Origin of the sequence: Mumia spirodelae (assembly GCF_050632745.1) — a bacterium.
GTDB lineage: Bacteria > Actinomycetota > Actinomycetes > Propionibacteriales > Nocardioidaceae > Mumia.
Genome location: NZ_JBODSD010000001.1, coordinates 1,756,425 through 1,770,436, shown reverse-complemented (window position 1 = coordinate 1,770,436; position 14,012 = coordinate 1,756,425). Strand labels below are relative to the sequence as shown.

The window sequence follows — 14,012 nt, the reverse complement described above, 5'->3', positions numbered from 1 at the left end:
ATGACTGCGACCACCGACGCCCCCGTGCGCGCTGCCCGCCCTCGCCGCAAGAAGGGTGAGGGCCAGTGGGCTCTCGGCTACCGCGAGCCCCTCAACGCCAACGAGCAGTCCAAGAAGGACGACAACCCGCTCAACGTGCGTGCCCGTATCGAGAACATCTACGCGCACCGCGGCTTCGCCTCGATCGACCCGGGCGACCTGCGCGGCCGGTTCCGCTGGTGGGGGCTCTACACCCAGCGCAAGGCGGGGATCGACGGCGGCAAGACCGCGACGCTGGAGCCGGAGGAGCTCGAGGACTCCCACTTCATGCTCCGGGTCCGGATCGACGGCGGCCAGCTCGACCTCGCGCAGCTGCGGACCATCGCGGGCATCTCGACCGAGTTCGGCCGTGACACCGCCGACATCACTGACCGCCAGAATGTCCAGTACCACTGGATCCGCGTCGAGGACGTCCCCGAGATCTGGAACCGCCTCGAGAGCGTCGGCCTGTCGACGCAGGAGGCGTGCGGCGACTGCCCGCGCGTCATCCTCGGCTCCCCCGTCGCCGGCATCGCCGCCGACGAGATCATCGACGGCACCTGGGCGGTCGAGGAGATCGAGCGCCGCTACATCGGCGACCCCGAGCTCTCCAACCTCCCGCGGAAGTTCAAGACGGCGATCAGCGGCCACCCGAGCCACGACGTCGTCCCCCAGATCAACGACGTCGCGTTCACCGGCGTGGTCCACCCCGACCACGGGCCGGGCTTCGACGTCCTCGTCGGCGGCGGCCTGTCGACCAACCCGATGCTCGCGCAGCGCCTCGGCGCCTGGGTCTCGCTCGAGGAGATCCCGGAGGTGTGGCACGGCATCGTGTCGATCTTCCGCGACTACGGCTACCGGCGGCTGCGCACGCGCGCCCGCATCAAGTTCCTCATCGCCGACTGGGGACCGGAGAAGTTCCGCGACGTCCTCGAGAACGAGTACCTCAAGCGCAAGCTCGTCGACGGCCCGGAGGCGCCCGCGCCCCGTACGCCCGGCGACCACGTCGGCGTCCACCAGCAGATCGACGGCAACTACTACGTCGGCGTCGCCCCGAAGGTCGGCCGGGTCAGCGGCGCGCTGCTGTCGCAGCTCGCCGACGTCGTCGAGGCGCACGGCAGCAACCGGGTCCGTACGACCGCGCAGCAGAAGCTGCTCGTGCTCGACGTCGCGCCGGACAAGGTCGACTCGCTGGTCGCGGCGCTGGCCGAGATCGGGCTCGACGCCAACCCGTCGCCGTGGCGCCGCAACACGATGGCCTGCACCGGCATCGAGTTCTGCAAGCTCGCGATCGTCGACACCAAGAACCGCGCCGACCTGCTCATCGAGGAGATGCAGCGCCGGATCCCCGAGCTCGACGAGCCGATCACGGTCAACGTGAACGGCTGCCCCAACTCGTGCGCCCGCATCCAGACCGCCGACATCGGGCTCAAGGGCCAGCTGGTGCTCGACGAGGGCCAGCAGGTGGAGGGCTTCCAGGTGCACCTCGGCGGTGCGCTCGGCCTGACGCCGGGCTTCGGCCGCAAGCTTCGCGCGCACAAGGTCACCGCAGCCGGGCTGCCCGACTACGTCGAGCGGCTCGTGCGCGGCTTCCTCGCGCAGCGTGAGGACGGCGAGTCGTTCGCCGAGTGGGTCTCCCGCGCCGAGGAGGACGACCTGCGATGAGCGGACGCGCGGTTCCCTTCCACTGCCCCTACTGCGGCGACGAGGACCTCCGTCCTCACGGCACGCAGCACGGGGCGTGGGAGTGCCGCGCCTGTCTCCGCGCCTTCTCGATCTCGTTCATCGGACTGATCAACCCTGGGGGTGACAACGCATGACCACGACAGCAGCAGAACGCGGCAACATTCCCGCGCGCTCCGCGGAGGAGCTCGAGGAGCTCGCCCGCATCGCCGGGCCGGAGCTCGAGCTCGCACCGGCCGAGCTCATCGTGCAGTGGGCGGTCGAGCAGTTCGGTGAGCGCTTCTGCGTGACCTCCTCGATGGGCGACGCCGTGCTCGCCGACATCGCGGGCAAGGTCGCGCCGGGGATCGACGTCGTCTTCCTCGACACCGGCTACCACTTCGCGGAGACGATCGGGACCCGCGACGCCGTCGAGGCGACGATGCCGGTGAACCTCATCACGATCACGCCGGTGCAGAGCGTCGCCGAGCAGGACGCGGAGCACGGCAAGGACCTCTTCCGTACCAACCCCGACCTCTGCTGCGCGCTCCGCAAGGTGAAGCCGCTCGAGGAGTCGCTCGCCGGCTACGACGCGTGGGCCACCGGGCTGCGCCGGGAGGAGACCCACAGCCGCGTCATCGCCCCCGTCGTCGGGTGGGACGCCCGCAAGGGCAAGGTCAAGGTCTCGCCGCTCGCGCGGTGGACCGCCGACGACGTCGACCGCTACATCGCCGAGAACGGCGTGCTCGTCAATCCTCTGCAGTACGACGGCTACCCGTCGATCGGCTGCTGGCCGTGCACCCAGCGCGTCGCCCCGGGCGAGGACGCCCGCAGCGGACGCTGGGCCGGCACGGGCAAGAACGAGTGCGGCATCCACCTCTGACGCCGCACCACCACCACAACACCCTCTCGGAAGGAGGAATGCACCATGACCGCCCCTGCACTCGTCACGCTCGCTCACGGGAGCCGTGACCCCCGCTCGGCCGCAACCATCGCATCACTGACGGAGTTGGTCCGGTGCATGCGTCCGGACCTGCGGGTGGAGGAGTCGTACCTCGAGCTCTCCGAGCCGCACCCCCTGACGGTGGTCGACCGGCTCGTCGCCGAGGGCTACGACGAGATCGTCGTCGTCCCGCTCCTCCTCACCCACGCCTACCACGCGAGCGTCGACGTCCCGGCGTTCGTCGAGGCGGCCCGGGAGCGGCACCCCGACGTGCGCGTGCTCGCCACCGACGTGCTCGGCATCCACAAGAGCTTCCTCGGCGTCCTCGACCTGCGGCTGCGCGCCGCGCTGCGCGAGGCGCGCGCCACCGAGCTCGACGGCCTCGTCCTCGCGGCCGCCGGCTCGTCCGATCCGCTCGCCAACGCGCACGTGGCCCGTGTCGCCCGCGCGTGGGGGGCACGGCACAAGCTGCCCGTGCTCGCCGCGTTCGCGTCGTCGGCTCCCCCGGCGGCGGGCGAGGCGGTCCGTCAGCTGCGCCGCGACGGCAAGCGTCACATCGCGGTCGGTTCGCTCTTCCTCGCCCCGGGCTTCCTGCCCGACCGTGCGGCAGAGCTCGCCCTGGAGGCCGGCGCCGTGGCGGTGTCCGACCCGCTCGGGGCCTCCCCCGAGCTGGCGCACGTCGTTCTCGCCCGCTACGCGGTGGGCGCCGTCGACCTGGTGCCGATCCCCGCCTGAGCCACGCTCACGCCACGGCCGACCCCACGTCGGCCGTGGCGTCGAGGCGTTCGCGCTCGGCGGCCACGTCGAAGTCCGCCTCCGGCCACTCCAGCCCGAGGGCCGCGAGGTGCTCGGCGAGGATCTGGGCCACGGCCCAGTTGCGGTACCACTTGCGTCCGCTCGGCACCACGAACCACGGAGCGGCATCGGTGGAACAGCGCTCCAGCGCGATCTCGTACGCCTCCTGGTAGCGCGGCCACAGCAGACGCTCGTCCACGTCGGCCGGGTTGTACTTCCAGTGCTTCGTCGGGTCGTCGAGCCGGGCGCGCAGGCGCTCGAGCTGGTCGTCGGGGCTGATGTGGAGGAAGCACTTCACGACCGTGCAGCCGCTCTCGACGAGCTTCTCCTCGAAGGCGTTGATCGCCTCGTACCGGCGCTCGATCTCCTCGGGCTCGGCGAGGGCACGCACCCGTCCGATGAGCACGTCCTCGTAGTGGGACCGGTCGAAGATGCCCACCTGCCCCTTCTCCGGCAGCGCACGCTCGACGCGCCAGAGGAAGTCGTGCGCGAGCTCCTCCTCGGTCGGCGCCTTGAACGACGTCACCCGCACCCCTTGAGGGTCGAGCAGGCCGACCGCGTGACGCACGGTGCCGCCCTTGCCCGAGGTGTCCATGCCCTGCAGCACCAGCAGCAGCCGCTGGTCGCCGGTTCCGGTCGCCCCTGCGGCGTACAGGCGCTCCTGGTGGTCCGACAGCGCGTCGGCGAGCGCCGCCATCGCGCGCGGCTGGTCCTTCTTGGTGCCGTCGAAGCCCGGGGTCTCCCGAGAGTCGTACGCCGTGAGGTCCACGTGACCGCTCGCGAGCCGCAGCGTCTCGGTCAGACTCGTCGTCGCCATGCGTGGCAGTATGCCGCGCCCCGGCCCTGACGGGCAGACTGTCCGCATGACCGCCGACCGTGTCCCCGACCCGCTGCCCCTCCGGACTGCCGTGGTCCACGGCGCGACCGGGTACGTCGGGCGTCACCTCGTCCGCGGCCTGCTCCGGGAGGGCGCGACGGTCCTCGCGGTCGCACGCTCCGCCTCCCGGCTGGACGCCCTGCGCGACGAGGCCGAGGACGCCGCTGCCCGCGTGGTCCCCGTGGTGGCCGACGTCTCCACCGACGACGGTGCCGCCACGGTGGCCGAGCAGGTGGGCGACCACGCCCGCGTGCAAGGACCGGTCGACGCCGCGTTCGCGGCGATCGGCGGCTGGTGGGAGGGGCCGAACCTCGTCGACCTCGACACCGCGACCTGGGACGACCTGCTGCGCAGCCACCTGACGGCCCACTTCCTCGCCGCCCGCTCGACGGTGCCGTCCCTGGCGCCGGACGGGTCGGCGTACGTGACCCTCAACGGCATCGCGACGCTCCAGCCGGAAGCCGGCTCAGGACCGGTCAGCGTCACGGGTGCCGCGCAGAGCATGCTCCTGGAGGTCCTGCGGGCCGAGCAGGCGGACCCCCGGACGCGGTTCCACGAGCTGTGCGTGGTGAACCCGGTGGTCGACGACGGGGAGGCGGAGCACGCCGACGAGGCCGTCGTGGAGATCTCCGACGTCGTCGCCGCCGCGCTCGCGCTCGCGCGCAGCGGTGATCCGGCCACCTTCCGCACCGAGCTGGGGGTGCTCTGACGGCCACGGGAGGTCCTCGCGGCGGTAGGCTGAGTCCCGTACCGACGTGAGTCGACGGACTCGTCACGAAAGGCAGCACCGATGACCGAGCCCACCCCGGACACCCGCACGCCGTACGACGTGGCGGTGCTGTTCGAGCAGGAGCTCTCCGCTCTCGACGCGCAGCAGCTCACCTCCCTGCACGAGGGCCTCGACGACCCGGTCGTCTACCACCTGCTGCTCCCCGTCGAGGACGCCGCCGCCACGATGGCGACGTCGCTCGGCGTGCTGGGAGGTGCCGACCTGGCGATGCCCGACGCCCGTTCGATCGGCGACATCGACCAGGCGGTCACCGAGGCCGGCCAGGACGCGCTCTCCCGCTCGATCGACCTCGTGGTGGCCGCCGGCAAGACCGACACGACGGCCCGCGGCGCACTGACCCGTGACGACCCGGTCAACGCGCTCGCGGACCTGGTGACCCAGGTCGGGGCCGAGGAGGCGATCATCCTCACGACGTCGCACGTCTTCTCGTCGTTCTTCCACGTCGACTGGGCCTCGCGGGCCGAGCGCAAGCTCGACGTCCCGACGCTGCACCTCATCGAGCACGAGTCCTTCGACGCGCAGTCGTCCGGGGCCGGCGAGGGCGCCTCGCTCATCTGACCCCGGGTCGCGCCCTTCGGACGCCTCGGCGCGTGCGTGCCTCCGTACGATGGAGGTATGGCGTACCAGGTCGAGAAGACGGATGACGAGTGGCGTGTCGAGCTCACGCCCCAGGAGTTCCACGTGCTGCGCGAGGCCGGCACCGAGCGGCCGTTCAGCAGCCCGTACGAGACCGACGAGACGCCCGGCGTCTACGAGTGCCGTGCCTGCGGGGCCGAGCTGTTCCGCAGCGACACGAAGTTCGACGCGCACTGCGGGTGGCCGGCGTTCTTCTCACCGCTGGCCGGTGACCGCGTCGAGCTGATCGAGGACAACTCCCTCGGCATGCGGCGCGTCGAGGTCCGGTGCGCGCGGTGCGGCTCGCACCTCGGGCACGTGTTCGAGGGCGAGGGCTTCCCGACCCCGACGGACCAGCGCTACTGCATCAACGGCGTGAGCCTGCGCCTCGTGCCCGACGCGTCCTGACGCGCCGGGCACGTCCCCGACGGGACGGGCGGTCAGGGCAGGGTGTCGACGATCTCGGCGACCGTGCGCAGGCGACCCGTGTAGAACGGGATCTCCTCGCGCACGTGCAGCCGCGCCTTGCTCGCCCGCAGGTCGCGCATGAGGTCGACGATGCGGTGCAGCTCGTCGGCCTCGAAGGCGAGGAGCCACTCGTAGTCGCCGAGCGCGAACGCCGCGACGGTGTTGGCGCGCACGTCCTCGTAGCCGGCGGCCATCATGCCGTGCTCGCGGAGCATCTCGCGACGCTCGGCCTCGGGGAGCACGTACCAGTCGTACGACCGCACGAACGGGTAGACGCAGAGGTACGCCTTGCCGCCGGGCTCGGTCATGAAGGCCGGGGCGTGCGAGCGGTTGAACTCGGCCGGACGGTGCAGGGCCATCTGCGACCAGACCGGGGCGAGACGCTCGCCCATCGCCGTACGGCGGAACCCGTGGTAGGCGTCCTGCAGCGCGTCCGGCGTCGCCGCGTGCCACCAGATCATGACGTCGGCGTCGGCGCGCAGCCCCGCCACGTCGTACACGCCGCGCACCACCACGTCGGCGTCGGCCAGCTCGGCGAGGAGCTCCTCGACCTCGGCGATCACCTTCGTGCGGTCCGCGACGTCACCGAACGGTGTCTCCAGCCGGAACACCGACCACATCGTGTAGCGGATCGTCGCGTTCAGGGCGTCGTAGTCAACCTCGGGCGTCGTCATGGCTTCATTGTCCTCCTCGGCCCACCGGACCCTCGAGGTGGTCGCGGACGCGCGCCGCGGCGGCCTGGGCGGACGCGACGACAGCCGGGATCCCCACGCCGTCGTACGCCGCGCCGCAGACCGCGAGGCCAGGCGTCTGGGCGACGGACTCGGCGATCTGCGCGACCCGCGAGAGGTGTCCGACGGTGTACTGCGGGAGCCCGCCGCCCCAGCGCTGCACGTGCGCGTCGACGAGCGGACCGCGCAGCCCGATCGCGTCGGAGAGGTCCGCCACCGCGGTCGCGACGAGGTCGGCGTCGTCGCGCTGGAGCACGTGCTCCTCCCCCGCCCGCCCGAGCGAGGCACGCAGCAGCATCAGGTCGCCGGCTCGCTTGCCCAGCCAGCCCCACTTCCACGAGGCGAACGTCGAGGCCTTGATGGCCCGACCCTCCACCGGCGGGACGAGGAAGCCCGACCCCGACGTCTCCGGCGCGACCTGGTCGCGCGGGACCGCCAGCGTCACGATCGCCATCGAGGCGTAGTCGATCTCCCGCAGGAGCCGCGCGGCGACGGGCACGGACGGGGCGAGCAGCCGCGCGGTCGGCGCGGCGGGGGTCGCGAGGACGACGGCGTCCGCCTCCACGGTCTCGGCGGCGTTCGCCGGGCCGACGACGAGGCGCCAGCGGCCGAAGCCGAGCGCGCTGATCTCACGGACCGTGGCGTGCATACGGACCACGATGCTCGGGTGGTCGGCCACCGCGCCGGGCAGCTGCCACATGCCTCCGTCGAGCCCGGCGAAGACCGGCGGCAGACCCGCCTTCGGCGCCGAGGCTGCCTGCGCCGCGGCAGCGTGCGCGAGCCGTCGTCCGCGCGCGTGCAGCGCCCAGATCGCCGGTGCCGCCGCCTGGACCGAGAGCTCGGAGGCGTGACCGGCGTAGACGCCGCCGAGGAGCGGCTCCACCAGGACGTCCACGACCTCGCGGCCGAGCCGGCGCCCCACGTACGACGCCACGGACACGTCGTCGGACGGACCGGGGACGGGCAGGTCCGCACGCGCACGCAGCAGGCCCGCGGGGCTCAGCACGTGGCTCGACGCGAGCGCCCCCATGTCGGTCGGCACGCCCATCACCGAGGGCGGGATCGGACGGAGCTCGCCACGGGCCCACAGGGCCGCGCTCACCGGCTCGGGATGGACGAGGCGGTCTCCGAGCCCGACCTCGCGGGCGAGCCCGACCGCCTCCGGACGCCGGTTGAGCATCGACTCCGCACCGACGTCGACCGTGATGCCGGCGACCTCGGTGCCCGCGAGCTTGCCGCCGACCCGGTCGGAGGCCTCGAAGACCGTCACGACCGCGTCCGGCACCTGCGTGACGAGGGCGCGGGCCGCCGCGACACCCGCCAGACCACCTCCGACGACTGCCACACGCACGGGGGACCTCATCGGCACGCCTCAGAGCACCTCGAAGGAGTGGACGTGGTCGACGAGGCGCTTGAGCGCGTCGGGGTCGGTGGCCGGCAGCACCCCGTGGCCCAGGTTGAAGACGTGACCACGGGCCTTGCGCCCCGCCTCCAGCACAGCGTCGGCCTTGGCCTTGACGATCTCCTCGGGGGCGAACAGGACGGTCGGGTCGAGATTGCCCTGGACCGCGCGGTCCTTGCCCACGCGGCTGATGCCGTCTGCCAGGTCCACGCGCCAGTCGACGCCCACGACGTCCGCTCCGGCGTCGCCCATCTCGGCGAGCAGCTCACCGGTGCCGACACCGAAGTGGATCCGCGGCACGTCGAGGTCGGCGACGGCGTCGAGCACGGCCGTGGAGTGCGGCTTGACGTAGCGGACGTAGTCCTCGCGCGACAGCGACCCGGCCCACGAGTCGAACAGCTGGACGGCCTTGGCGCCCGCGTCGACCTGGACCCGCAGGAACGCCGCCGCGATCCTGCCGAGCCGGCCGAGCAACGCGTCCCACGTCGCGGGGTCGCGGTACATCAGCTCCTTGGTCAGGCGGTGGTCGCGCGAAGGACCGCCCTCGATGAGGTACGACGCGAGGGTGAACGGTGCCCCCGCGAACCCGATCAGCGGGGTGTCGCCGAGCTCGCCGACCAGGCCGCGCACGGACTCGGTCACGTACGAGACGTCGCCCGGCTCGAGGTCGCGCAGCTGCTTCTCGACGTCCTTCACGGTGCGGATCGGCTTGGCGACCACAGGTCCGGTGCCGGGGACGATGTCGAGGTCGACGCCGATCGCCTTCAGCGGCACCACGATGTCGGAGTAGAAGATCGCCGCGTCGACGCCGTACCGGCGCACGGGCTGCATCGTGATCTCGACGACCATCTCGGGCCGGGTGCACGACTCGAGCATCGGGACGCCCTCGCGGAGCTTGCGGTACTCGGGGAGCGAGCGGCCGGCCTGGCGCATGAACCACACCGGGACGTGGTCCGGCTTCTCGCCCCGGCAGGCGGCGAGGAAGGCGCTGGTCAGCGACGTCTCGGACGTCGTGCCGGGCTTCCCCTCCGACTTCCCCTCCGACTTCCCCTCGGACTTCCCGTCAGGCTTCTCGTCAGACTTCCCGTCAGGCTTCCCGTCGGTCTTCCCGACGGGGTTCGTCGTCGACCCGTCCTTCTGCGCAGCACTCACGTCACGATCCTCGCAGGTCGCACGGCGCGTCGCTGCCCCAGGTCTGCGTGTTCGCGAACTAGGGTGGGGCCATGGCAGCACGGAGCGAGCTCGACGGTCAGCCGTCGGAGTTCATCGATGCTGTCGCTGCGCTGCGCGATGCCGAGCTGCGGCCCGAGGTGGTGTGCGAGGAGCTTCCCGCCCCGCGTCGGATCGCCCCGTACTCGTACGCGCAGAGCGGCGACGTGCACGCGGGTGGCGAGGAGATCGGCACCGGCCGCCTCGTCCTGCTCCACGACCCGGCGGGCAACGACGCGTGGCAGGGCACCTTCCGCCTGGTCACGTTCGCGCGCGCCGACGTCGACGCGGAGATGGCCAGCGACCCGGTTCTCGCCGAGGTCGGCTGGAGCTGGCTGGTCGAGGCGCTCTTCGCCAAGGGTGCCTCGTACGTCGCCCCGAGCGGGAGCGTGACCACGGTCCGCACCGAGGGGTTCGGCGGCATGGAGGAGGACGGATCGAGCGCCCAGCTCGAGATCCGCGCCTCGTGGACCCCGTTGTTCGGCACCGGTGACGGTCTCGCCGCGCACGCCTCCGCGTGGAGCGAGCTGCTCTGCACGGTGGCCGGACTCCCCCCGCTGGCTCCCGGCGTGCTGACCCTCCCCCGACGCGGGCGCGAGGGACGGCCGCGCCGGTGACGAGCGACGCCGGCGACGCCCCCGCGGAGGAGGTCGTCCTCCCTCCGCTCGAGCTGCACGAGCCTCTGCCCGGTGTCGTGGACGACGCCGACGGCCTCACCGCGGTCCTCGAGGCCTTCTCGCACGGGACGGGCCCTGTCGCGATCGACGCCGAGCGCGCCTCCGGATACCGCTACTCCCAGCGCGCCTACCTGATCCAGCTGCGCCGCGAGGGTGCCGGGACGGCGCTGGTCGACCCGACCGCCTTCGAGGACCTCCACAGCCTGGACGACGTCCTCGCCCCGACCGAGTGGATCCTGCACGCCGCGACGCAGGACCTGCCGTCGCTGGCGGAGGTGGGGCTGCGTCCCCGCGCGCTCTTCGACACCGAGCTGGCCGGGCGCCTGCTCAACCTGCCGCGGGTCGGCCTGGCCGCCCTGGTCCAGGAGATCTACGGGATGAGTCTCGCCAAGGAGCACTCGGCCGCCGACTGGTCGCGGCGCCCGCTCCCCGAGCCGTGGCTCCTGTACGCCGCCCTCGACGTGGAGCCGCTCGTCGGCCTGCGCGACGCCCTGGAGGAGCGCCTGGAGCGCGCCGGCAAGCTGGAGTGGGCTCACGAGGAGTTCACGGCGCTGCTCGACTTCGCCGGGCCCGCCGTCCGCAGCGAGCCCTGGCGCCGAACGTCGGGGATCCACAAGGTCAGGGGCGCCCGTCGCCTCGCCGTGGTGCGGGCGCTGTGGCAGGCGCGCGACGCCATCGCCCGCGAGCGGGACGTGACCCCCGGACGGATCCTCAACGACGCCGCGATCGTCGTCATCGCCCGGGCGACACCGGCGAACCGGCAGGAGCTGCGCGACCTGGAGGTCATGCGGGGCCGCGGGGCGCGCCGCTACCTCGACACGTGGGACCTCGCCGTGACGGAGGCGCGCGACCTGGCGGACAAGGACCTGCCGTCGACGTCGTCGGGCGACTCCGACGGTCCGCCGCCTGCCCGGGCGTGGGCCGAGCGCAACCCTGAGGCAGCCGCCCGGCTGGCGGCGTACCGGACGACCCTCACCGAGATCGCCGAGCGCCACGACCTGCCGCTGGAGAACCTCCTCACGCCCGACATCGTGCGGCGGCTGGCGTGGGACGACGCGGTGAAGGCCGACGACGACGCGATCGCGGAGTTCCTCGCCGGCCGGGGGGCCCGTCCGTGGCAGGTCGCGCTCACCGCTCCGGCGCTCGCGGCGGCACGCCGCGCGCTCTGAGCACGCACTACGCTGGCCGCGTGGCCGACTTCAAGAAGCCGCTCGTCGCGGGTCCGGACCTGTTCACCGCGCGCCAGGGGGACGAGGACCCGGTGGCGCGCGCCGAGGCCGGCGCCCGGGTGGCGCACCTGATGGTCCGCGGGGCGCGCGACGCCGCGGACCAGGCGACCACGGAGCGGGTCCTGGCGCTGGCCGACGAGCACGGCCTGGACCTCCTCGCCGAGCTGTGGGCCGACGCGCCCGCGGACTCGCTCGCCGGGGCCCTCTGGCGTCTGTACGTCCTGCGGACGTGGGTCCGGCGCGACCCCGTCCAGGCGGCGCGGGAGTTCGACGCAGGCAAGCTGCACGCCCCGGTGGACGAGGTCGTCGCGGGGGTCGTCGATCCCCCGGGACCGCAGGAGGTCGTGGCGCTCGTCGACGCCGTCGTCCGTGGCGTCGTCACGAACGACCTCGCGGACACCCTGGACCGTGCCGCCGCCTTCGCCCGGATCGTCGGCATCGGACGCGCCGCCCTGGGCGAGGCCGACAGCATCGGTGCGGTCAGCGCATCCCGGCTCGTGGACACCGCGGCGGCCCTGCAGAGCGCGGCCCGGAATGAACGACGGGGCGAGTTGGTTTAGGCTTGGCGTGCGCCGGGCTGTGGTAGCCCCGGGTCCCAAAATTAGCCGCTACGAGCGGCCACGCGCCGTGAGGCGCTCCCAGCCCGGCGCACTACTTCTCAGCGGTGTCCGCGGAGTCGATCACGACCTCCGGCGCTGCGCGATCCCGCTTCGTGGGTGATGCTCTCGTCATGGACTCCGAATCCCTCGGTACGACCGACGTGGACGTCGTCGTCATCGGCACCGGCCCCGGCGGCGAGGCCGCGACCAGCGCCCTCGCACGGGCCGGGCTCGACGTGGTGGCGGTCGAGGCCGCCCTCGTCGGCGGCGAGTGCCCCTACTACGGCTGCATCCCGTCGAAGACGCTGATCCGCTCGGCGGAGCTCCTCGCGTCCGCGCGGCGGGCCGACGGCGTCGCGGGCGAGGTCTCGGTGACGCCGGACTACGGCGACGCCTTCGCCCGGGTGCGCGAGATCACCGCCGACTGGGACGACACGGCAGCGGTCGCCCGGCTGGAGAAGGCCGGTGCGCGCCTGGTCCGCGGCACGGCGACGATCACGGGGCCGCGTACGGTCTCCGTCGGCGGCGCGAGCGTGACCGCGCGCCGGGGCATCCTCCTCGACGTCGGGACCCGGCCGTCCGCTCCCCCGATCGAGGGGCTCGCCGGGACGCCGTACTGGACCAACCGCGACATCCTCCGCAGCCCCGACCTCCCGACCTCGCTGCTCGTCCTCGGCGGCGGAGCCGTCGGGCTGGAGCTCGCCCAGGCCTACGCGCGCTACGGGACGGCGGTCACGGTGATCGACTCCGGTGCGCGGGTCCTGGCGAACGAAGAGCCGGAGGCCGGCGAGCTCGTCACCCAGGCGCTCGAGGACGACGGAGCGACCGTCCGCACCGGCAGCTCGGTCACCGCGGTCGCGCACGACGGCGAGCGCTTCTCGCTCACCCTCGAGGACGGGAGCGTCCTGGACGCCCAGCGGCTGCTCGTGGCCGCCGGGCGTACGCCCAACACCGACGCGCTGGGGCTGGACACGGTCGGCGTGCCGACCGACCACGGCTACGTCACGACCGACCCCCACCAGCGGGTGCTCGCCGACGGCGACCCCGTCGAAGGCCTGTGGGCCATCGGGGACATCACCGGCCGCGGCGGGTTCACCCACGTCTCGATGTACCAGTCGGCGATCGCGGTGGCCACGATCACCGGGCAGTCCGGGCCCGGCGCCTCGTACCGCGCGCTTCCCCGGGTGACCTTCACCGACCCCGAGGTGGGGGCGGTCGGGCTCACCGAGGAGCAGGCGCGGCGTCGCGGCCTGCACGTGCGCACCGGGATCACGGACCTCGCCGCGTCGTCGCGCGGCTCGACGTACGGCCCGGGCGCGCGGGGGCTGGTCAAGGTGGTCGCCGACGCCGAGCGCCGGGTCCTGGTGGGTGCGACGTCGGCAGGCCCCGCCGGCGGCGAGATCCTGGGCGCCCTCACGGTCGCGATCCAGGCCCAGGTCCCCTTGGAGGAGCTGTTGCGGACGATCTGGGCGTACCCCACCTTCCACCGCGCGATCGGGTCGGCGCTCGCGGACCTGTCCTGAACGCCCGGTGGCCGCGACATGACGGGCTCGTGACCGGGATCACCTCGGCGGCGGGTTCCCGGACCCCGTCCGGCTAGACTGCTCGAATGCTCAGGAACGTCCCCCGTCTGCCTGCCGTGATGCTCGCGGCAGCGCTGTCGGGACTCCTCCTGATGCTCGGAGGCACGGCGACCGCCGCCACCGCCCGCAGCCACTCGGCAGCCCCGGCCGATGCCCGTCCCTCGTCCGACCGCGGCGCGACCGTCACGAAGGCGACGCTCCACAAGGTCGACGCGGGCGCACGCTCGCAGCACGACCAGAACGGGCTCGGTCCCGACCTCGCCGCGCTCCCGGTGACCGGCACCGACGGCGGCCGTGTCGTCGGTGCCGCCCGGGCGAGCGCCGCGCGCGAGGCACTCCACGGCCGCGCCGCCTCCCCCACGCACAGCCGCGCCCCGCCCCGCTGACGGCCCGACCTTCGCCCGTCCTGCCGCG

The 14,012-nt window shown here is 73.1% G+C and carries 16 protein-coding genes; 12 read left to right on the top strand and 4 right to left on the bottom strand.

Annotated features, from left to right (window positions below; genetic code table 11):
* The 4 genes from ACQSSQ_RS08610 to ACQSSQ_RS08595 are packed head-to-tail and all read left to right on the top strand — an operon-like array spanning position 1 to position 3,358.
* Entirely contained in the window at positions 1-1,683 is a 1,683-nt protein-coding gene (locus tag ACQSSQ_RS08610; protein WP_431326621.1) for a nitrite/sulfite reductase, read from the top strand.
* Positions 1,680-1,838, top strand: a complete 159-nt coding sequence (locus tag ACQSSQ_RS08605) for a hypothetical protein (protein ID WP_431326620.1) — start codon at positions 1,680-1,682, stop codon at positions 1,836-1,838. The genes ACQSSQ_RS08610 and ACQSSQ_RS08605 overlap by 4 nt, the downstream gene beginning before the upstream one ends.
* Positions 1,835-2,563 (top strand): phosphoadenylyl-sulfate reductase, encoded by a 729-nt coding sequence (locus tag ACQSSQ_RS08600; protein ID WP_431326619.1) that lies wholly within the window; start codon positions 1,835-1,837, stop codon positions 2,561-2,563. The genes ACQSSQ_RS08605 and ACQSSQ_RS08600 overlap by 4 nt, the downstream gene beginning before the upstream one ends.
* A gap of 45 nt (positions 2,564-2,608) precedes the next feature.
* Positions 2,609-3,358 (top strand): sirohydrochlorin chelatase, encoded by a 750-nt coding sequence (locus tag ACQSSQ_RS08595; protein ID WP_431326618.1) that lies wholly within the window; start codon positions 2,609-2,611, stop codon positions 3,356-3,358.
* Positions 3,359-3,365: 7 nt separating this feature from the next.
* Here the strand turns inward: ACQSSQ_RS08595 and ACQSSQ_RS08590 are convergent, their stop codons facing one another.
* On the bottom strand, positions 3,366-4,235 hold the full coding sequence (locus tag ACQSSQ_RS08590; RefSeq protein ID WP_431326617.1) for a PPK2 family polyphosphate kinase: 870 nt from the start codon (positions 4,233-4,235) through the stop codon (positions 3,366-3,368).
* Between the two features lie 46 nt (positions 4,236-4,281).
* On the opposite strand from ACQSSQ_RS08590, the gene ACQSSQ_RS08585 reads away from it, so the two are divergent.
* The 3 genes from ACQSSQ_RS08585 to msrB all read left to right on the top strand — a co-directional run bounded on the left by ACQSSQ_RS08585 (position 4,282) and on the right by msrB (position 6,108).
* The gene (locus ACQSSQ_RS08585) at positions 4,282-5,004 is read left to right on the top strand and encodes an SDR family NAD(P)-dependent oxidoreductase (RefSeq protein ID WP_431326616.1); all 723 of its coding nucleotides are present in this window, start codon (positions 4,282-4,284) and stop codon (positions 5,002-5,004) included.
* An 81-nt stretch (positions 5,005-5,085) separates the two neighbouring features.
* Positions 5,086-5,643 carry a hypothetical protein gene (locus ACQSSQ_RS08580; RefSeq protein WP_431326615.1) on the top strand — a complete coding sequence of 186 codons (558 nt, stop codon included), beginning with the start codon at positions 5,086-5,088 and terminating at the stop codon, positions 5,641-5,643.
* A gap of 57 nt (positions 5,644-5,700) precedes the next feature.
* Positions 5,701-6,108 carry a peptide-methionine (R)-S-oxide reductase MsrB gene (gene msrB / locus ACQSSQ_RS08575; RefSeq protein ID WP_431326614.1) on the top strand — a complete coding sequence of 136 codons (408 nt, stop codon included), beginning with the start codon at positions 5,701-5,703 and terminating at the stop codon, positions 6,106-6,108.
* A gap of 32 nt (positions 6,109-6,140) precedes the next feature.
* Here the strand turns inward: msrB and hemQ are convergent, their stop codons facing one another.
* From hemQ to hemE, 3 genes are read right to left on the bottom strand one after another with little or no spacing between them, the layout of a single operon-like run.
* Positions 6,141-6,842: a hydrogen peroxide-dependent heme synthase gene (gene hemQ / locus ACQSSQ_RS08570; RefSeq protein WP_431326613.1), complete on the bottom strand. Its 702-nt coding sequence runs from the start codon at positions 6,840-6,842 to the stop codon at positions 6,141-6,143.
* Positions 6,843-6,846: 4 nt separating this feature from the next.
* A complete protein-coding gene (gene hemG / locus ACQSSQ_RS08565; RefSeq protein WP_431326612.1) occupies positions 6,847-8,262 on the bottom strand; it encodes a protoporphyrinogen oxidase in 1,416 nt (471 codons plus the stop codon).
* A 9-nt stretch (positions 8,263-8,271) separates the two neighbouring features.
* Complete coding sequence (gene hemE / locus ACQSSQ_RS08560; RefSeq protein WP_431326790.1) at positions 8,272-9,297, bottom strand: uroporphyrinogen decarboxylase; 1,026 nt, start codon at positions 9,295-9,297, stop codon at positions 8,272-8,274.
* Positions 9,298-9,524: 227 nt separating this feature from the next.
* Between hemE and ACQSSQ_RS08555 the strand changes: the two genes are divergently transcribed.
* The 5 genes from ACQSSQ_RS08555 to ACQSSQ_RS08535 all read left to right on the top strand — a co-directional run bounded on the left by ACQSSQ_RS08555 (position 9,525) and on the right by ACQSSQ_RS08535 (position 13,984).
* On the top strand, positions 9,525-10,127 hold the full coding sequence (locus ACQSSQ_RS08555) for a DUF3000 domain-containing protein (RefSeq protein WP_431326611.1): 603 nt from the start codon (positions 9,525-9,527) through the stop codon (positions 10,125-10,127).
* Complete coding sequence (locus tag ACQSSQ_RS08550) at positions 10,124-11,356, top strand: HRDC domain-containing protein (protein ID WP_431326610.1); 1,233 nt, start codon at positions 10,124-10,126, stop codon at positions 11,354-11,356. Before ACQSSQ_RS08555 ends, ACQSSQ_RS08550 begins: the two co-directional genes overlap by 4 nt.
* A gap of 20 nt (positions 11,357-11,376) precedes the next feature.
* Positions 11,377-11,976, top strand: a complete 600-nt coding sequence (locus ACQSSQ_RS08545; protein ID WP_431326609.1) for a hypothetical protein — start codon at positions 11,377-11,379, stop codon at positions 11,974-11,976.
* A gap of 170 nt (positions 11,977-12,146) precedes the next feature.
* Positions 12,147-13,538, top strand: a complete 1,392-nt coding sequence (locus ACQSSQ_RS08540) for a dihydrolipoyl dehydrogenase family protein (protein WP_431326608.1) — start codon at positions 12,147-12,149, stop codon at positions 13,536-13,538.
* 86 nt (positions 13,539-13,624) lie between these two features.
* Positions 13,625-13,984, top strand: coding sequence for a hypothetical protein (locus ACQSSQ_RS08535; protein WP_431326607.1), 360 nt, complete (start codon positions 13,625-13,627; stop codon positions 13,982-13,984).
* Positions 13,985-14,012: the final 28 nt, after the last annotated feature.